This window comes from Aquimarina macrocephali JAMB N27 (assembly GCF_000520995.1).
In the GTDB taxonomy this organism is placed as follows: Bacteria; Bacteroidota; Bacteroidia; order Flavobacteriales; family Flavobacteriaceae; genus Aquimarina; species Aquimarina macrocephali.
The window spans coordinates 359,525-379,093 of sequence record NZ_JACA01000003.1 but is presented as its reverse complement, the minus strand read 5'-3'; the positions used below and the strand labels follow the sequence as shown (position 1 = coordinate 379,093).

15 protein-coding genes are annotated in these 19,569 nt (G+C 32.0%); 9 read left to right on the top strand and 6 right to left on the bottom strand.

From position 1 onward, the window contains the following. Window positions 1-72: 72 nt before the first annotated feature. Window positions 73-756, bottom strand: coding sequence for a cell division ATP-binding protein FtsE (locus tag Z054_RS0104750; RefSeq protein ID WP_024768942.1), 684 nt, complete (start codon window positions 754-756; stop codon window positions 73-75). A 368-nt stretch (window positions 757-1,124) separates the two neighbouring features. Here Z054_RS0104750 and Z054_RS0104745 point away from each other — a divergent pair, with 368 nt between their 5' ends. The 5 genes from Z054_RS0104745 to Z054_RS0104725 all read left to right on the top strand — a co-directional run bounded on the left by Z054_RS0104745 (window position 1,125) and on the right by Z054_RS0104725 (window position 9,428). After that, window positions 1,125-4,142, top strand: coding sequence for a tetratricopeptide repeat protein (locus Z054_RS0104745; protein WP_024768941.1), 3,018 nt, complete (start codon window positions 1,125-1,127; stop codon window positions 4,140-4,142). A 29-nt stretch (window positions 4,143-4,171) separates the two neighbouring features. Continuing rightward, window positions 4,172-5,950, top strand: a complete 1,779-nt coding sequence (locus tag Z054_RS0104740) for a TonB-dependent receptor (protein ID WP_152538469.1) — start codon at window positions 4,172-4,174, stop codon at window positions 5,948-5,950. A gap of 177 nt (window positions 5,951-6,127) precedes the next feature. Then, window positions 6,128-6,940 (top strand): M23 family metallopeptidase, encoded by an 813-nt coding sequence (locus Z054_RS0104735; protein WP_024768939.1) that lies wholly within the window; start codon window positions 6,128-6,130, stop codon window positions 6,938-6,940. Window positions 6,941-7,111: 171 nt separating this feature from the next. After that, window positions 7,112-7,471 (top strand): hypothetical protein, encoded by a 360-nt coding sequence (locus Z054_RS0104730; protein ID WP_024768938.1) that lies wholly within the window; start codon window positions 7,112-7,114, stop codon window positions 7,469-7,471. A 163-nt stretch (window positions 7,472-7,634) separates the two neighbouring features. Beyond that, window positions 7,635-9,428 carry a DUF885 domain-containing protein gene (locus Z054_RS0104725; protein ID WP_051473668.1) on the top strand — a complete coding sequence of 598 codons (1,794 nt, stop codon included), beginning with the start codon at window positions 7,635-7,637 and terminating at the stop codon, window positions 9,426-9,428. A 165-nt stretch (window positions 9,429-9,593) separates the two neighbouring features. Here Z054_RS0104725 and Z054_RS0104720 read toward each other — a convergent pair whose 3' ends face one another. Then, window positions 9,594-10,793, bottom strand: coding sequence for a hypothetical protein (locus Z054_RS0104720; RefSeq protein ID WP_024768936.1), 1,200 nt, complete (start codon window positions 10,791-10,793; stop codon window positions 9,594-9,596). A gap of 232 nt (window positions 10,794-11,025) precedes the next feature. On the opposite strand from Z054_RS0104720, the gene Z054_RS29905 reads away from it, so the two are divergent. Continuing rightward, window positions 11,026-12,069 carry a sensor histidine kinase gene (locus tag Z054_RS29905; RefSeq protein ID WP_024768935.1) on the top strand — a complete coding sequence of 348 codons (1,044 nt, stop codon included), beginning with the start codon at window positions 11,026-11,028 and terminating at the stop codon, window positions 12,067-12,069. 41 nt (window positions 12,070-12,110) lie between these two features. After that, a complete protein-coding gene (locus tag Z054_RS0104710) occupies window positions 12,111-12,884 on the top strand; it encodes a LytR/AlgR family response regulator transcription factor (protein WP_024768934.1) in 774 nt (257 codons plus the stop codon). A gap of 50 nt (window positions 12,885-12,934) precedes the next feature. Here Z054_RS0104710 and Z054_RS0104705 read toward each other — a convergent pair whose 3' ends face one another. Genes Z054_RS0104705 through Z054_RS0104695 form a run of 3 tightly spaced genes read right to left on the bottom strand, consistent with a single transcriptional unit; the run spans window position 12,935 to window position 16,718 of the window. Continuing rightward, window positions 12,935-15,160 (bottom strand): carbohydrate binding family 9 domain-containing protein, encoded by a 2,226-nt coding sequence (locus tag Z054_RS0104705; protein WP_152538468.1) that lies wholly within the window; start codon window positions 15,158-15,160, stop codon window positions 12,935-12,937. Window positions 15,161-15,188: 28 nt separating this feature from the next. Next, window positions 15,189-15,692: an ankyrin repeat domain-containing protein gene (locus tag Z054_RS0104700; protein WP_024768932.1), complete on the bottom strand. Its 504-nt coding sequence runs from the start codon at window positions 15,690-15,692 to the stop codon at window positions 15,189-15,191. Window positions 15,693-15,716: 24 nt separating this feature from the next. Then, the gene (locus tag Z054_RS0104695) at window positions 15,717-16,718 is read right to left on the bottom strand and encodes an SMP-30/gluconolactonase/LRE family protein (protein ID WP_024768931.1); all 1,002 of its coding nucleotides are present in this window, start codon (window positions 16,716-16,718) and stop codon (window positions 15,717-15,719) included. Window positions 16,719-16,912: 194 nt separating this feature from the next. On the opposite strand from Z054_RS0104695, the gene Z054_RS0104690 reads away from it, so the two are divergent. Together Z054_RS0104690 and Z054_RS0104685 are read left to right on the top strand one after the other, a co-directional pair. Then, complete coding sequence (locus Z054_RS0104690; RefSeq protein WP_152538467.1) at window positions 16,913-17,971, top strand: sensor histidine kinase; 1,059 nt, start codon at window positions 16,913-16,915, stop codon at window positions 17,969-17,971. A 30-nt stretch (window positions 17,972-18,001) separates the two neighbouring features. Next, a complete protein-coding gene (locus Z054_RS0104685) occupies window positions 18,002-18,697 on the top strand; it encodes a LytR/AlgR family response regulator transcription factor (RefSeq protein ID WP_024768929.1) in 696 nt (231 codons plus the stop codon). Window positions 18,698-18,727: 30 nt separating this feature from the next. Here the strand turns inward: Z054_RS0104685 and Z054_RS0104680 are convergent, their stop codons facing one another. Continuing rightward, window positions 18,728-19,483 (bottom strand): DUF6503 family protein, encoded by a 756-nt coding sequence (locus Z054_RS0104680; protein ID WP_152538466.1) that lies wholly within the window; start codon window positions 19,481-19,483, stop codon window positions 18,728-18,730. Between the last annotated feature and the right edge of the window lie 86 nt (window positions 19,484-19,569).

Below are 19,569 nucleotides of genomic sequence, written 5' to 3'. Positions count from 1 at the left end.
AATATTTATGTAGAAAACAGATAACAAATTAACTTGAAGCTCTAGATTTATTAAAACCTATAGATTTCTTTTTTACCCTTTTCTTTGTACAACTTCAAATACTTTATTTCCATCACATTTTAATGTTTTAGATGGATATTTAAGCAATAAAGCATAATCGTGAGTTGCCATAAGTATGGTGTTACCATTTTTATTGATATCCCTTAGAACTTCCATAACTTCGACAGATGTTTGTGGATCCAGATTTCCGGTAGGCTCATCAGCCAATATTAATTCGGGATCATTAAGTAATGCTCTGGCAATAGCAATACGCTGTTGTTCTCCTCCTGATAGTTGATATGGATATTTAAAATCCTTAGTTTTCATACCTACTTTATCCAATACATCATCAATTTTACTGTCCATTCCCTTTTCATCTGTCCACCCTGTAGCTTTAAGGACAAATAAAAGATTGCCTTTTACTGTTCTGTCATTAAGCAATTTAAAATCCTGAAATACAATCCCTAATTTTCTGCGTAAAAAAGGGATTTGATTTTCTTGAAGGGTAGGTAAATCAAAATCAACAATACTTCCTTCGCCTTCTAACAAAGGAAGATCCCCATATAATGTTTTCATAAAACTACTTTTTCCTGTACCGGTCTTACCAATAAGATATACAAAATCTCCTTTATTTACTTCAACATTGACATCAGAAAGAATTAAACTTTCGCGTTGATAAATTGAAGCATTTTTGAGGCTTAATACCGTATTAGACATAGTTTATGGTTCTGAATTAATATACTTGGTAAAAGTAAAAAGTTTTCTGTTAAAAAAAATCAGGTATGGAAAAAATTTAAATGAGTTCATTTACTCTAAACAAATAACAGAGTTTCATAATAAATATTTTAATTTCTATAAAACCCAAACCTTAAATTGAAGGCAAAACTATCATTTTTATTGGTCTGTGTAGGGTAAATTACACCAAAGGTAAAGTTTTAATATTCATAAAGTATTCACAATTCTAAATTTACTATGTAATTATATCTAAAATATTTCGTTATTAAAATAGAAGATTAGGGTATCTTTAACACAAAATTTATTCGCGGGAAACGATATTTACTTTTTAGATTGTAATACTTACTTAAATGAACAAATACATCACCTCGATGCTTTTTGTGATTGTTCTGTCTACATATATGTCTGCACAGCAATCCGCAATTTACACCAATGAATTAGTACTGTATAATCAGGCTCTCGAATTGTATAATAATAAACAATTTTTGGCCGCTCAAAACTTATTTGATAAGGTCAAAGATGCCTCTACAGATGAGAATATCGATGCTGATTGTACTTATTATATTGCAAATTGTGCAGTATGGCTAAATCAAAAAGGAGCAGATCAACTTTTAGAAGATTTTGTAGTACAATACCCTACAAGTATTAAGCGTAATGCAGCATACCTTGATGCAGCGACTTACTATTTTGATAATGGTAAGTATGCATACGCGCGTAAATGGTATGACAAAGTTGATGAAGGTAATTTAGGCCGGGCAGAAAAGGAGAAATATAATTTTAATAATGGGTATGCCTATTTCAAAATTCAACGATTTAATGAGGCTAAGAAATTTTTAAATCGTGTAGAAGATTCTCCAGAATATAGTGCCAAAGCAAAGTATTACCTTGGATTTATAGCCTACGAAGGAGATAATTATAAAGAAGCCGATAAATTGTTTGACGAGGTAAAGGATCTGGATCAATACAATAAGAATTTATCATATTTCCAGAGTGATATGAACTTCAAGTCAGGAAATTTTGAAGAAGCTATTAATGAAGGATTAGTACAATTACCTAAATCGAAACGATCAGAAAGATCTGAGTTAAATAAAATTATAGGAGAGAGTTATTTTAACCTTGGTGAGTATGATAAAGCAACTCCATACCTTAAAGAGTATAAAGGACGAAAAGGCAAATGGAACAATACAGATTATTATTTATTGGGATATGCTTATTATAAACAAGGAGCGTATCAGAATGCAATTTCAGAATTTAATAAAATTGTAGATGGACGTAATGCAACAGCCCAAAATGCGTATTATCATTTGGCAGAATCTTATCTTAAAACAGATCAAAAACAACAAGCACTAAATGCTTTTAAGAACGCTTCTGAAATGGATTTTGAAGCTAAAATCAAAGAAGATGCTACGTATAATTATGCAAAATTAAGCTATGAAATAGGAAACTCTTTCGAGAGTGCCCCAAAAGTTTTACTTTCCTATTTAGATCAATATCCTAATACAGAATTTGAAGAAGAAATCAAAGAACTGCTCATCAGCTCTTATATTACATCAAAGAATTATAAAGAAGCGATGGATCTGCTTGAAGGAAGTAGAAACTTTGCAGATAAAGAAGTGTATCAAAAAGTAGCTTTTTACCGTGGGATAGAATTGTATTCTGAAAATAATTACCCAGAAGCAATAGTATATTTTGATAAATCTCTAAAAGAACAAGTGGATCCGGCATTTACAGCAAAAGCTATATACTGGAAAGCTGAGAGTGATTACTTACTAAACAATTTTGATGATGCTTTGATTGGATTTAAACAATTTAAAGGCAGTACAGGAGCTTCATCGACCAGTGAGTATGAGCATATAGATTATAATATGGGATACACTTATTTTAAGTTGAAACAATATCCCCAGGCAGCTCAATATTTTGAAACTTTTTCTAAGAGTAACAAAACCGATGAAGCAAGACAAACAGATACATATCTAAGATTAGGAGATAGCCATTTTATTTCTAGTAAATACTGGCCGGCAATGGAAGCTTATAATCTGGCAATCAAAAAAAATGGACCAGATTCTGATTATGCACATTATCAAAAAGCAATTAGTTATGGTTTTGTGAATAAACATAATAAAAAGATCCAGGATCTAGAGATGTTCTTAAAAATGTACCCCAGATCAACATATCGTGATGATGCTATGTTTGCCCTTGGAGATGTGTATGTTTCTGAAAATAAAACACAGCGAGGTATTGATGCTTATGATCGTCTAATTAGAGATGTACCCAGAAGTTCATATGTGCCAAAAGCATTACTAAAGCAAGGACTAATTTATTATAATGGAAATCAAGGAGACAGAGCTTTGTCTAAATTTAAAAAGGTAGTTGCAGAATATCCCGGTACTGATGAAGCAATCCAGGCTGTGAATACTGCACGATTAATCTATGTAGATTTAGGAAGAACAAATGAGTATGCTAGCTGGGTAAAAGGATTAAGTTTTGTAGATGTTAGTGATGCCGATCTGGATAATACGGCTTTTGAAGCTGCAGAAAAACAATTTGTAGAAAATAATGATAATGGTGCGATTAGCGGTTTTGAGAAATACCTCAATGAATTCCCTAATGGTTTGCACGCTCTTAAAAGTCATTTTCACCTGGCGCAGCTGTATTTCAAAAAAGGAAATAAAGATGCAACAATCCCACATTACGAATTTGTATTGCAACAGGATAGAACCGAGTTTACAGAACAAGCACTGGCAAGACTCTCACAAGTATATCTGGAGAATCGTAAATATGAAAAAGCAATCCCGGTGTTAGAACGTTTAGAAAGTGATGCCGATTATCCACAAAATATCATTTTTGCACAATCTAATCTGATGAAGTCTTATTATCAATTGTTGAATTATCAAAAAACTATCGAATATGCTGATAAGGTTTTGGCGAATCCAAAAATTCAAAATGATGTAAAAAGTGATGCTAAGATTTTTACTGCCCGCGCAGCATTTAAGACTGTAGATATGCAACGTGCAAAGAGAGCATATGCCGAGGTACAAAAAATTGCTACAGGAGAATTGGCTGCCGAAGCATTATACTATAATGCGTATTTTAAAAACCTAGATGGGAACTACAAGGTTTCTAATGAAACCATTCAAAAATTGTCTAAAGATTTTCCTGGATATCGATTGTATGGTTCTAAAGGTCTGGTGCTTATGGCCAAAAACTTTTACGGACTTAAAGATGCATATCAAGCCACATATATTTTGGAAAGTGTAATTAAAAATTTCACCGATTTCCCTGAGGTTATCGATGAAGCACAAACCGAACTCAGAAAAATCAAAGCCGAAGAGGCAAAAACAAATTCATCCATCCAAACCGAGCAGTAATAATCAGTTATTAAAACGAGTTGTGTTATATGTTTACATATTTTAAGAAAATAAACAAATCTCATAAGTCTTCAGGACTTGTGAGGTCCAGAGTATTACTTTTTGCGCCTATTTTTATAATTGGAATAAAAGGCTTCGCTCAGGAAAAAGAAAATGAAACTCTGGAGACAGAACGTGTAGTTATTGTAAAAGCGTACACACCAACAATTAGTGATGCATTTAAAGTAAAATCGACTCCTGTTCTTAATGATTCTGTCACACAGCAGAAAAAACAAATACGATATAGTATTTTTTCGGTACCAGTAGCATCTACATATACACCTGCAAAAGGAAGGGCAGCCAATATCGATAGACCAAAACCCATAGATATCTATGATAACTATGCTACACTAGGATTTGGGAATTTTACATCGGTTCTTGCAGAGTTTTATAGTAATTTTCAACTTAACCGATCAGATAATATTGGATTGTATTTGCATCATAATTCGTCACAGGGAGGCATAGAAGAGGTGCAATTAGATGATAAATTTTATAATACTTTTCTTGACCTTAATTATACATCTCGTACAAGAAATTATACATATGGGATAGAAGTAGGTGCAGAGCACCAATTGTACAATTGGTATGGATTACCAGACATTCCTTCACTAACACAAGAACAGATTAATGCAATTGATCCACAACAAAATTATTTTGGAGCAAAATTAGGAGGGAAACTTCAATTTGATGATTTGTATTTTAAGAAAGCAGTATTAAACTATAGGTATTTTGGAGATGCTTTAAGTTCTGTAGAGCACCATGTGATAGCGAAACCTACTTTTGAATTCGAAATTGGAGACAACCTAATCACAACCAATTTTATCGCAGATTATTTAAAAGGAAGTTTCGAACGCGATCTTGCGTTCCAGACACCAAATGAGTACGGCGTTTTAAATGTTGGGGTCAATCCAAGTCTTGTAATATTAAGAGATAACCTTACCTTAAATCTTGGAGCAGCAGTGTATTATAGTATTGATACAGAGAATAGTGATAATGATTTCTTTATTTATCCTAAAGTAACTGCTTCCTATAGATTATTAGAAGAAGCTGTTATTGCCTATGGCGGACTTGAAGGTGATTTACAACAAAATACATATCGGGATGCAGTGCAAAAAAACCCTTTTGTATCCCCAACTTTGGTTATAGAACCTACAAATATGTTATATGATGCTTATATAGGATTGAAAGGGAAAATATCTGATGTAGTAAGTTATAATTTCAGGGGAAGTTATATTTCAGAAGATGAAAAACCTTTATTTGTTAATAACGTTAGACCAACATTACAACGAGAAGGGTTTGATTATGGAAACTCATTCTCGTATCGCTATGATGATGTTAATACACTAGTAGGGTATGGAGAGCTAAATTTCGAAATTAGCAAAAAGTTTAAATTAGGAGCTTCTGCAGAATATTTTAATTATAGTTCAGAAGATGAACAAGAAGCATGGAATCTCCCTGAGCTAAAAGCTTCAGTACTTATGGATTACCAAATCAATAAGAAATGGTATGTAGGTGCACAGTTGTTTTATGTTGGTGAACGAAAAGATATTAATAATCAAGTCATTTCTTTACCTACAGTTCCTGAGTCTGTCGTAACTCTGGATTCCTATTTTGATGCTAATGTAAATTTAGGATATCGATTAAGTGATAAACTATCTTTCTTCATTAAAGGAAACAATCTGGCAGGAGATAATTATGAGCGTTGGGTGAATTTCCCTGTTCAGGATATACAAGTTTTGGGAGGAGTTACATACAAATTTAACTACTAATTTAACCCGAATTAGATAAATTTAAAATTTTTGGTACCTTATAGTAATAAAAATACCATTCATTTATCCATATATTGGATGTAGAATGATTTGGTTTTTTACCGGTGATATCTTGTTAATTGATTAACATATTGCTATCGGTATAGTTTTTGTAGTTGTTTAGATAAAATAAAACTTATGAAAGGTACTTTACTTCTTATTTTTTGCCTGTTTTCAATGAGTATGTTTTCCCAGGATAACTTTAAACTCTATTATGAAGAAACAGAAAATGGGTTTAAGATCCTGGCGGATAATGATGAATATACTCCGGTATCTGCAAAAATAGACTTCAGATTAGAAAATCTAACATCAACTAATGGGAGCAATAAAGTTTTTGTAGTACCAGCAAAAACAAAAAGACATACGATTACCGACCTAAAGGTAATTGATAGAAAAAAACGCATAAAACTGGGATATGAATCTATCTATAATCATGGAAATCATAACCAAAAAAAATACGATACCGGTTTTAAATATTACTTACCATTTAAAAAAGGAGAAGAATATTGGTTATCCCAAGGATATAATGGAGCTACTTCTCACCAAAATGAAAATGCATTAGATTTTAAAATGCCAGTAGGAACTAAAATTTATGCAGCACGGGATGGAGTAGTTGTAGATATCGAAGAAAGTTTTAGTAAAAGTTGTACTTCTGCCGAGTGTGCCAAGTATAACAATTTTATTCTTATCTATCATAGTGATGGTACTTTTGCCGAGTATACCCATATTAAAAAAAATGGAGCACAGGTAAACATCGGAGATGAGATAAAAATAGGTCAATTTATAGGATATAGTGGTGATGTAGGTTGGGCTACAGGGCCACATTTACACTTCATTGTATTTTTTCAAAGACTAAAAGAAAGAATTACCTTAAAAACAAAATTCCTGACCGGAAGAGGAAAACAAGCTATTGCACTTAAAGAAAAAGAGAAATACCTTAGAGAATACTAATTTATTTTTGATAGATTCTAAATACAACATACCAGTAAATGGGGTATAAAACATCCCTGTTTTCAGTACCCTAATTTTCATCGTTTACGGTGTTTTATACACGCTTAAACGGCTATATCTTGCACAGTATTAGGAACAGTTTTATTATAACTTTTAATACCAGATATACAGATGAAAAAGATTAATATACATACATATATTGTTACATTTATTTTACTTTATGTTTTAGCAGCAATATGTAGTCTAATTGGATACGCCAACAATGAAGAAACACTTGTTTTAACTCCCACAACAGAATTTTTACTAAAATTACATTCTATAGTTAACCTTCCTACAAATACTATAGGATATTCAGAAATGTTTAAGGGAATCTACGGTGTTATAGGAGGATTAGTCCTTAATGTAATGTTATACTCTCTGGTATTTGAGCGTTTTGTATTTTGTGTAAAGAGCCTTAAAGAAATAATTATGTCAAAAACGAAATTTTCAGTTAGAAAAAGAAAACAAGCTATTTTACTCATAGAAAAATAAGCATACCAAAAACTTACCAGAATCCAATACATCGTTGCCCTCACAAGTTCATAAAACTTGTGAGGGCAACGCTTATCTAGAGAAGTTACTACAGTGTTAAGGTGCATTTATTTTCATGCTAATTTTCCTATCTTTCATTCCTAAATCAAAAATATACCATATCATGATCAAAAAGATGCTTTCTATAGCTTGTTTTGCTATGATTTTTACAGCTTGTAAAAATGAAGCTACTACTACCAAAGAACCTGTAGAAAAGGTAGATGTTAGTGCCGAATTTAATGAGATGCTAGATAATTATTATGAAGAAGGTCTGCAGCTCAATCCGGTACAAGCTACCTTTGCCGGGGATAATAGATTTAACGATCAATTCCCTAACCCTCTTGCAGATGAAACAGTAAGTAAAGCTAAAGCTTATTTTAAAAAATATAAAGAGCAATTGGAGCAATTTGATGATGCTACATTATCAGAAAGCGAGAAGATGACTAAGGCAATTCTCAACTGGGAATGTGATATGAATTTAGAAAGTTTTAATTTTAAGCAAGACTATTTTCCTATCGATCAAATGTGGTCTATTAATCTTGTTGCGGGACAATTGGCTAGCGGTGCAAGTGCACAACCTTTTAAAACTGTCGAAGATTATAATAATTGGTTAAAACGCCTGGAAGGATATATTGATTGGATGACATCTGCCGAAGCAAAAATGAAAGAAGGTATGGCTGCAGGGTATGTGTTACCAAAATCATTGATCGTAAAAGTGCTTCCACAATTAGAAGCATTAACGGTTGAGAACTTGGATCAACATCTTTTCTATACTCCTGTAAAGAATTTTCCAGAAGATTTTTCTGATGAAGACAAAAAACAATTAACAGAAGCTTACAGCAAAATGGTTTCCGAAAAAATTGTTCCTACCTATAAAAGCCTTCATAAATTTATGAGTACAGATTATATGGAAGTGGGTAGAGCTAGTTCTGGTATTGAAGGTATTCCTGGCGGAAAAGAGTTTTATCAATATCAAATCAAGTTGTACACAACAACGACTATGACAGCCGATGAGATTCATAAGCTAGGGCTTTCTGAAGTTGCCAGGATCTCCTCTGAAATGGAAAAAATTAAAGAGCAAGTAGGATATACCGGTGATCTAAAATCATTTTTTGATCATGTGCGTACTAAGAAAGAATTGATGCCATTTACAGAGTCACAGCAAGTAATTGACAATTTTAATGCAATCCATGATCGCATGAAGCCACAGATTGAAAAACTGTTTGATGTAAAACCAAAAACACCATTTGAAGTACGTAGAACAGAAGCTTTTCGTGAGAACTCAGCTAGTGCAGAATATAATCCAGGGTCATTAGATGGTACGCGTCCTGGGATCTTTTATACACCGATTCCAGAAGTAGCCAAGTATAATACCTATAGCGATGAGTCGTTGTTTTTACATGAAGCAATACCAGGACATCATTATCAGATCTCATTAACTCAGGAAAGTGAAGAATTACCAAAATTTAGAAAAACATTATGGTACAGTGGTTATGGTGAAGGTTGGGCATTATATAGTGAATCTTTGGGTAAAGAACTAGGCTTGTACACCGATCCATATCAGTATTTTGGGATGTTAGGAGCAGAGATGCATCGTGCTGTTCGTCTTGTCGTAGATACGGGATTGCATTCTAAAGGCTGGACACGAGAGCAGGCAATTCAATATTCATTAGATAATGAAGCAGAATCAGAAGCAGGGATTACTTCAGAAATCGAACGTTATATGGCCAATCCAGGTCAAGCATTATCTTATAAAATTGGGCAATTAAAAATAAGAGAACTTCGTGCCAAAGCCAAGGCAGCACTAGGAGATAAATTTGATATTCGCCAGTTTCATAATCAAGTGTTAGAAACCGGATGTGTACCATTGGCATTGTTAGAAAATAAAATCAATACTTGGATCTCAAAAAATAAGTAATTAGATCTCGAAAAGTATTTTGATTCATAAAATAAAAAACGCGCATAAATTTATGCGCGTTTTTTTAATAAATTCGATAGGATTCAATTCTGGTTTTTGAATGATAAAAAGGAAAGCACTAATAGTATAGAAGTAATTCACAGAATAAAATATAGGGTCATAGTATCAAAAACTCTTAAATGCTTCTGCATTTTGCACCAGGACAAGAACATCATATCTAAATATAGTTTTCTTAAAGGCATCAGAAAAATTAGAATAGGCATAAGGTCTTAAAGAAGTTAAATCCAGAACATAATATTTCTGGGTTATAGTTGGTATTATCTTCTGAATTTCTTCTGGAAAATCTTTAATATTATCAAATGGCACTACAGGATTAGGAGTAAATGGATTTCCCATACCTGCTTTTCCAGTTATACCCATCACAATGTAATGCAACGAGTGCATTTTATTGGTAATTGCCATTTCACTGGCCATATTAGAAATGTCATAGATATTAGTTCGATTTAACCCTTTTGCTGTATGATTGGCACCTAGTTTAAAGATTACTTTTGGAGTGTTATTATCAACTTTTACTGTGTTGTAATAGTTTAAAAAATTACGTTTCATTAATTGACTCCGAGTATTATTGTTTTTATAATACTCTTTGGTAATCATATTGTAGGCGTATATTTCTTTAGTTTTCCAGAGTTGTTTTAAAATTTCGATTTCTTTAGGATCTGTAGCTAGTTCTAGTAACGATTTATGTATAGCTTCATTATATTTAAAAATATAAGTAGCTCCATACTTTTTATTAGCTATAGCATATCGATAACCCTCATTGGCCTCCTTTTTTAATTCCTTGAGTTTTTCTTTTAAAGATTTATTGGATGTAGTAGAAATAATATAATCAAAATTAAGACGAAACTGAACCATAAAAGTCTGATCAATCCCCCAGAGCGTTCCTTTCTTTTTAATCACATTAGTAAACAGATCATAATCATCTTCATTATTATAAAAAGGAATGGCAAAAGGAAACTCCTGATGTAATTTTTTTGCATTACCGATAGGGTCATTAGATGAGGCTATGGCCGTTATTTTTTCTGCAGCTATGGCATCTGTCTCTATACAGAGTGTATGATAACCAAAAGGTTGAGCTATATCGTATATTGTATTTGTAAAAATCCCGGCTTCTTTAATACCATGCTGTTCTCCTACAAATACAAATTGACTGTTTTCTAATCGCTGTTTTGTGAAGGATAGAAATGTATCATTTTTGAGGTCTTCTATCTGAAAACTGTACTTTGATAAATCAATTTTATCCTGTGAGTATATGAATGCAGTAGATAAAAAGGTAATACTTAGAAATAAAGAAAATATAGTTTTCATTGTATATTATTTTGAGATTGATACCTCAAAAATACTTCGTTTGTATTGTGTTTTTTTGAAGAATATCATGAACCCTAATATTATACTCTCGAACTTATTTTTTTAAAGGATAAACTATGCAATATAGGATATGAGCATGACGACAAGATTATAGAATAGTAAAGTAAATCTGCTTTCATAAAATAGATTTTGTCTTCAATTGCCTATTTTTATTAGTGCAAAATGATTCGATATGAATATAGAAACACCTAAATTATCACTGGGATGGCGACTTGTTATCGTTTTTATTGTGGGGATAGTTATGTTTAGCATTATAGCAATTGCATCAAAATTTAGAAAAGCTCCTAAAGTAGATCTACTTTTTTTATTGTTATGGATGTCTATTATTTACTTAAGTTTTGAAGTAATTCATAGGCTTCAGAAAAAGTTGGTGCAAAAAAACCTAAACTCTATTTGGATCTTTTTAGGGAGTAGTTTTGGAGGAACAGTTATCTATACAATCTTTTTTTATTTTTATAAATGGTTAGATTATTTAATTCTGGGTAGTGAACCTCCTATGATACAACATGTAATATTTTCTGCTTTGACCGGGCTAGCAATTTGTATGATCTTTGGTCTGATTTTGCTGACATTCAACTGGAAAAATCAGTACTATATTTCTCATATACAAAATGAACAATTTAAAAAGGAAATTATAAAGGCAAATTTATCAATTCTAAAAAATCAACTCGATCCCCATTTCATGTTCAATAACTTTAATACGTTATATTACTTAATTGATGAAGATGGTGCACTGGCACAAAGATTTCTAAAAAATATAGCATCGGTATATAGATATATTCTCCAAAATAATGAAAAGGCAATTATACCTATATCACGTGAATACGAGATGGCACGACAATATCTTTTACTTATTGAACAACGCTATAAAACTGCTCTAAAAATACATGATGCAGTAGATTCAGCGTTTTTTGAATATAAAAGCGTTCCTCCATTAGTGCTACAACAACTTATTGAAAATGCCGTAAAACATAATAGAATAGATGAACAATCACCGTTACACATTCACTTTGAAGTAACAGCAAACTACTTTACAGTAATAAATAATAATAATCCTAAACGTACCGCTGGTACTACCGGCACTGGATTAGAAAATATAACAAAACGATATGATTTCCTAACCGAGAATAAGGTGATTATTTCGAATACCAAAGATGAGTTTAGAGTGTCTATACCTTTACTACCAACAACCAATGAAACAAACAGCAATGTTTAAAATTTTCATTTAGTATCAATGGATTATAAAAAATTAAGTGTGTGAAAATTAGAACTATCATATTAGAGGATGAAGCAACTGCCAGAGATCATCTAGTAAAACTAATTGCTAGGATCAGTACAAATATTTCTGTTATTGCTTCAATTTCTACGGTAACAGAAAGTATAGATTGGTTTCAATCCAATGAACATCCGGATTTAATTTTTATGGATATTCACCTATCCGACGGGATTTCTTTCGATATATTGAAAGAAGTTACCATCGATGCTCCTATTATTTTTATTACCGCTTATGATGAATATGCCATACGAGCTTTTAAAACAACAGGAATCGATTATTTACTAAAACCTATCAATAAAGAAGATTTACAAAATGCATTACGAAAATTCTTTAAAAACCGAGTTAAAGAAGCAGATGAATGGATTATTAGAAATATAGATTTACTTCAACTTATACAAAAAGAAGAAAAACCTGAGTATAAAGAACGTTTTTTGCTAAAATCGGGAAATAGTATGACCCCGGTTAAGATAAGTGATATAGCATATTTCTATCGAGACGAATTAGTTTTTGCAAAACTTTTGGATGGAAAATTATTTCCTTTGGATGATTCTTTAAATCAATTACAAACTATGATTAACCCAGAAGAGTTTATTCGATTAAGCAGACAGCTTTTGGTAAACATAAATGCCATAAAGAAATTAACCCCAATAAAGCCAGGACAACTATCAGTGCAATTAGCTCCAGAATATCATGATGAAATTTATTTGAGCCCAGAACGATCGAGGTGGTTAAAACTTATCCTCGATGGAAAATAGGAGATAGGGGTAGCGGTAAGCGATAAATTTTTAGAATAGATTAAAATCTTTTATCGTATAAAGGTTTTAGAAAATTTGATAATAAGTATTTGATTATCTGTAAAAGGCAATCTAGGTTGTAATGCATTCCTGTTGGTATTGGCATTATGATTATATACGACATATAAATCAGTACCTTCTATAGGATTAAACCTAAACCTAAGATTCCACCCTAATTGATCACTTCGTGTGTCATATTGTACAAAAGAGTTTAAAGAGGTTTTTGAAGATAAATTGAATTTCAACCTTGAAAAATACCTACTTAAATTTAATTTTCTAGATGCTTCATCAACATACCTTTCGGGAAACCTAAGACTATTGTATGTACCACCTAATTGAGCTTGAAAGAGTTTGCTAAAATCATAAGAAACATTATATGACATAGTAAACTGGTTTCCTCCATAAAATTCTCCTATTTCTGTATCTAGTGTGATTTTATATGGTTTTGCATTCCCGGAAATAAAAATAGGATTAAATTTCCACATCTTATACTGTGCAGCTGGGATAGTTACTCCTTCTGCTATTTCCCAATCACTATATAAATTATCTTCTTGATAGATAGGAAAAAACATAGTTAAACGATGCCCTTTTTTATGTATCGCTGTCATGTATAAATTCGTTTGAAAAAAATCGTGATGACCAGAATTAGACAACCAGTTTTTTCTAAAATAATGACCTATCGAAAAGAATTGTAAGAATGAATGATTGGTAAATGATTTTCTCCACCCATGGTTTAATGTCAAACGCTTGGTATTAGGTTGAGAGACAAAACCCAATTTAGGGTCGAAGTTTTCTGTGTATTCCCGAAACCTGTATTGCAGCCCAAAACCATTGTTTTTAAATGTGTTTATTGAAGCACCATACATTGGTTTCCAATCTCCCTTTTCTTTATCAAAGGTTGCACCCACTGTTAATTGCGTTCTAATGGTGTTGGTCAAACGAATATTTGCATCCACTGCCATCAAATGGTTATGATCTTCACTGCTTAGTGAATTGGTATTTATAAAACCAATATATGACCCCAGTTTTCCTATGTTTTTTTTAATTCGGGTTACACTCTTATTAGCAGAAGCCGCTACTTCATTTACCTCATGTGTTTGCATTGATAAAAGCCCGTATTGCCATTTTGTATTTCCACCTGTAAACCGAACCCCTCCTATAATAGGAATAGAAGCACCATCTTGAATACCAATACGCCTGGAATGAAATAAGCGATGATCAAATTGATTAGAGTTGAATATATCTGCATTTTCAAGGAAAAACAATCGTTTTTCATTTAAAAATATCGGGAAACGAGAAATGTTAACTATTCGATCATCTGCTTCTACCTCTGCAAAATCTGTGTTTAAGGTAAAATCTATTGTATGATTTGCATTAGGTTTAAATTTTACATCCAACCCCAAATTACTTAATACTTTATCTAATACTTCATGATCTGCATATTGTTTGCGCTCTAAGATGGTAGTATTGCTTTCATACGCTGTTCCTTCTTCATTAATGAGGTTTTCCCGAATAGCATTTGCCTTTATATACGGAGTTATATATAGTGGTTTTGTTACCGATAAACCTGTAAAGCGTATTTCCTGAGCATTTGTAAAATGATGTAATGCGTTACCGATATCGATATTTTTGAGATGAGACGTTATACGCTCATTGATCTCTTTGTATTTTACAGTTGCTTTAAACCTCATGATATTCTCAGAAGATTTTTCATATCGTAAAGATGAAAACGGAATTCTCATTTCTGTACTCCATCCCTTTTCTGTAATAATCGATTTAACATCCCAAAAGGTATTCCACGAAGTATTAAATTCTTCGCCATTACGGCTTACTTCCATATCCTGTCGTGCACTCAATGGATTTGTTCTAAAAATGAGTGTGTTTATTTTATCATTATAAGTGTCGAGATGTATTTGAAAATAGTCATCTTTTACTTGAGCAATATCTCTTTCTAATGTTGTTGCGAATATCTGAGAAGGGTCTCTAAAATTGATAACTCCTCCTATATAGAGATACTCCTCATCATATAAAACTTTTACTATTACCTGTTCCGATGCAGGAGTTCCTATATTGGGATCTATTTGCTTAAAATCAGAAAATTCTAAGGCGTCACTCCATGCATTCTCTTCTAATTTTCCATCCAAAATAATAGTGCCATTCCCTAAAGGAACATCAATAGCTTCCTGTGCCGATGATAATACGCTCACCAGCATACATACGATAAAAATAGACCTCATTTGATTTTTCTGTTCGTTTTTTGATTGTTTAAAAGAGGTCTATTTTTGTCTTTTTTAGACCTAAAGACTTTAGATACTCAGTAACTTCTTTTGATTGATCACCACCCCTTTCTGCGTGATGAAGAAGTGTGTACCCATGTGGCCCTTTTGCATGCAGTGTTCCAGGTGAAAATTCTAGTATCGATTTGATGATGTCGATCTTTCCGAAAAGAGCAGCGGTAAACACATTGGTTTGAGCTCCATGATCCAATAGGTATTGAGCCAGTTCTTTATATCCAACATGACTTGCGGCTCCCAAACATGTTTCAAAATCCCCACCTCTCCAATCATGTGCAGCATTGATCAAGGTAGGGTGTTCTGCTAATAATTCTTTTACTGTTTCCAAACTTTTATGCCCGGCACCAACAAAATTCTGTACTATTTTTTTGTCTAATTGTGGCTTTTCTTGCTCTTGCGAAAATATCGCATAAGGAGCTACAATATATAATCCAGTGGTTAATACTCCCGTAGTTAAAAATTGTTTCCTGTCCATGATTAATGTTTTTATAAGATGTTATTAGTCATCTAGTTTTACTTTTAAAATGGTGGGTTCATATAATTTTTCCATAGAGAATAGTGATCCGTCTTTATTAAAGCTTCCGAATTGAGCGTTTGCGATATAATACAATTCATTATCTACCAAAACTCCTGTAGTAGGATTGTTCATCATGGGATGGTTGTATTCTAGAGGTATTGTTTTTATAATAGCATTTTGCTCTGCATTGAGTACGAATTTTTTGACTGAGTTTTTATCCGGTTGTATACCAATCAAAGAATTTTTATAAAAGTATAACCCATCTATGCTTTTGCTACCGGTTATATTATTTTCGGGATGTTGTATGTTTTGTTTTTTTCCGGTTTTGATATGTATACGAAGAATTCCTTCAGAATGTGCTATAAATAGATAAGTGTTATTATCAGAAATAGTAATGCCATTAGGATATTTTATTTCAGAAAGAGGGGTTAAGACTTTTAATTTATCGTTATCATTTTGGATTGTATATAGTATTGGGTTAGAAAACATATGTGTAGCATACAGATTTCCGGATGTATCCAAAACGATGTCATTAAAGAAATGAACCTCTCCCGGGATATCGATCCAATATTTTTTGATGAGTTTTCCTGTTTGCAGATCATATTTAAAAATCCCTGCTGGGCGTCCTTCGTTTTTATCTTTTCTACTATATCCAATAAGGTTATTCCCTCCAGAGCTGCATACCCAAAGATATCTTCGAACCGGGTCAACTTTCATCCCAATGATCATATGTAAACCGTCTTGTTGTGGTTTTACAAAATCATGATATACTCCATCTTTGGTTCGTTTTATAATTTTTCCTTTTCGGGTACTACCAATATAAAAAGAAGCATCCGTAGGATCGTAAGCAACGTTTTCTGGTAATATGTCTTTTTCGGGAATCGTATAAGCTATAAAACTTTTGTTTAATTGCTTAATTGGTTTTTGTGCGATACCGTAAAAACCGAATCCGGTAAAAAAAATGATATAAAAAACTGTTTTCATCTATTTTGTTTTAAAAATAAAATATGTGAGATTGGTATTACTTAGTGTTTTTTTCTTTTTAACGAATGTATTTGATAAAGGAATTGAGAAGATCGTTTTTATATTAAACTCCTCTTTTTTGATGTGTAATCGCTTTTTACTTATGCCAGTTCATTACACATAAGTAGATTATAGATTTACATAAATTATGGATTTTGATAGGACTGAAAACCAAAAATCCTATAGCTTTGTTATCGATGAAGATTAAAAGCATTTGGTTTCATATTGGTTTTTGGATTGTATATACTGCTATATTCACCGTAGTTGAAGCTAGTTATAAAGGGAAATATACAGAAGCATTAGCTTTTGAGCTTATGAATTTGCCCATGCGACTTATTATTGTGTATTTTAATTATTTTGTTCTATTACCAAAACTCTTATTACAAGGTAAAACGGTAAAATATTTTGTGTATACTATACTCACATTAATAGTCTCTGGATTTATTCAACGAATTATTAATTATGAGATATTATCCATTCTCTATCCTAATATGACAGATTCTGGAATGTGGCTACCATACAAGTTTTTACAGGCTTCTATGATCATAGCTTCTCCTTTGATTTTTATTATTGGAATTTCGGTTATTTGGAAAGTAGCAGAATTGCAAAAGAGGGCTAAAACCCTTGAAAATGAAAAATTGCAATCAGAATTGAAGTATCTAAAATCACAAATTAATCCTCATTTTCTTTTTAATACCTTAAATAATATCTACGGATTATCTTTGGAAAGCTCAAAAAAAGCCCCAGAACTTATACTCAAATTATCAGATTTCCTTAGCTTTTCTTTATATGAGAGTTCTCAAAGGTTTATTCTTTTAGAAAAAGAAATCAGTTTGCTAAATGATTTTATTGATCTAGAAAAATCTCGATTCGAAGATAGAGTAGATGTGCAGGTTACTATCCCCAAAGATATAGATCCGGTATCTATACCTCCTCTTATTTTGGTGCCATTTGTAGAAAATGCTTTTAAACATAGTTTAAAAAACGAAACCAAAATTGCTCATATAATTGTTAAATTAGAGGTAACAAATGGTCAGCTAATCTATGAAGTTATAAATTCGAAACCAGAAGATAGTATAGATGATTCTTCACTAAAAGGAATTGGTTTACAGAACATCAAAAAAAGATTAGATATCCTATATAATGATCGATATCAATTAGATATTAAAGATGAAGAAAGATTGTATACTATTGTGTTAAGAATTACTATCTAATATGGAAGTTGCAAAAAATAAAATAAACAAATGAAGCTTCGATGTATTATTGTAGATGATGAACAGACTGCAAGAAATATTTTAAAAAAATATATTGGAGATGTTTCTACTTTGGATCTAATGGGAGAATTTAAAAATGCTCTCGAGGCCCTGGATTATATCCAGAATCATTCGGTAGATGTGATGTTCTTAGATATTGAAATGCCTAAACTATCGGGCTTAAATCTGGCCAAAATCATAGAGAATAAAATTAAAATTGTATTTACAACCGCACATCGTGAGTTTGCTTTAGAAGGATTTGATTTAAGTGCAATTGATTATCTGCTTAAGCCTTTTTCTTTTGATCGGTTTTTAAAATCCATTCAAAAAATTAATCCTAGTTTATCAACTACTACTGTTACGCCTGCACCTGTAGTTGATCATATTTTTGTGAAAGCTGATAAAAAAATGGTTAAAATTAATTTTTCAGAATTACTGTATATCGAAGGCTTAAGTAATTATGTCAAAATTCATACAATAGAGAATACTTTGGCCGTTTATGAAAAGATGAGTGATCTTGTATTACGATTGCCTTCTTTTTCCTTTATGCGTATACATAGATCTTATATTGTAAATACCGAGAAAATAAAAACATATACCAAAGAGTATGTAGAAATTAAAAAAAGACATATCCCGATAAGCTTAACATATCGAAATGCATTATTGTCTTTTTTAGAGAAGTCCTAAGGCCTCTCTTAAGAAATTTATTGTATTCTATTAATGAAGTTCCTTGTTGTTAACAGCCTCTTTCACTATGATATCAGATCCCGAATATGCATCGGTATCATATTCGTGCCAATGCCGTATTCTTGGGATTGTAACTCCATCTATAACAATGTTGCCAGAAAAATAAAGGCGTTCTCCTTTTGTTGGATCATCAGGGAATACAATTTCGATACCTAATAGAGTATAGTCTTCTTGAGAAATATATATATTCCAATATTTAGAAAATATAACCTCTTTCAACACAAGTTCAATTTTATAGCTATCTGTGTCGTTAAATATAGCTTTACTTGTTTTACCAAAAGTATCAACTGTAGCTTTATGTAAAGACATGGGCAAACCAATTAAATGCTGATAAAATTTTTGGTAGCTAAGATTTCGCTCCGGTTGCAGTCGATATTTTTTTATTTGAATACTATCCGTATTAATCTCTCCATCTAAAAGTGTTCTGGAGATTCCTTTTTCATCAATTATATGTGTAGAAATATGCTGACCTCTATTTCTTGTTAATTCAAAGCTATTATCTTTATTATCCATTTTTAAGATAGAATATCTGTGAGGGTTAGATATACGAGGTTCTTGTATATGAATTTTTAGATTTGTTATCGACCAATGATTATCGGGGTCGTACGTTTTTATGCTTTTTTGAAGAATGGCTTGAGTATCTAGTTGTTTTAGATCTTTTTGAGAATTACAACTCAAACTAATGCATACCGATAGTATTAAGATATAATATAATTTGTTGTACATGATCTTTATATTTTTATTTTTATGAAATTTAAGTTTTTATTTTCAATTTCATTATGATGTTGGGTTGCTAAAAAAGAGTTTGAATG

Excerpts from the sequence above, each read along its gene's own strand:
- Z054_RS0104700 (WP_024768932.1), bottom strand. The coding sequence starts at position 15,692 with ATGGACAGGAAACAATTTTTAACTACGGGAGTATTAACCACTGGATTA.
- Z054_RS29905 (WP_024768935.1), top strand. The coding sequence starts at position 11,026 with ATGAATATAGAAACACCTAAATTATCACTGGGATGGCGACTTGTTATC.
- Z054_RS0104750 (WP_024768942.1), bottom strand. The coding sequence starts at position 756 with ATGTCTAATACGGTATTAAGCCTCAAAAATGCTTCAATTTATCAACGC.
- Z054_RS0104740 (WP_152538469.1), top strand. The coding sequence starts at position 4,172 with ATGTTTACATATTTTAAGAAAATAAACAAATCTCATAAGTCTTCAGGA.
- Z054_RS0104730 (WP_024768938.1), top strand. The coding sequence starts at position 7,112 with ATGAAAAAGATTAATATACATACATATATTGTTACATTTATTTTACTT.
- Z054_RS0104705 (WP_152538468.1), bottom strand. The coding sequence starts at position 15,160 with ATGAGGTCTATTTTTATCGTATGTATGCTGGTGAGCGTATTATCATCG.
- Z054_RS0104685 (WP_024768929.1), top strand. The coding sequence starts at position 18,002 with ATGAAGCTTCGATGTATTATTGTAGATGATGAACAGACTGCAAGAAAT.
- Z054_RS0104720 (WP_024768936.1), bottom strand. The coding sequence starts at position 10,793 with ATGAAAACTATATTTTCTTTATTTCTAAGTATTACCTTTTTATCTACT.
- Z054_RS0104725 (WP_051473668.1), top strand. The coding sequence starts at position 7,635 with ATGATCAAAAAGATGCTTTCTATAGCTTGTTTTGCTATGATTTTTACA.
- Z054_RS0104735 (WP_024768939.1), top strand. The coding sequence starts at position 6,128 with ATGAAAGGTACTTTACTTCTTATTTTTTGCCTGTTTTCAATGAGTATG.
- Z054_RS0104680 (WP_152538466.1), bottom strand. The coding sequence starts at position 19,483 with ATGTACAACAAATTATATTATATCTTAATACTATCGGTATGCATTAGT.
- Z054_RS0104695 (WP_024768931.1), bottom strand. The coding sequence starts at position 16,718 with ATGAAAACAGTTTTTTATATCATTTTTTTTACCGGATTCGGTTTTTAC.
- Z054_RS0104745 (WP_024768941.1), top strand. The coding sequence starts at position 1,125 with ATGAACAAATACATCACCTCGATGCTTTTTGTGATTGTTCTGTCTACA.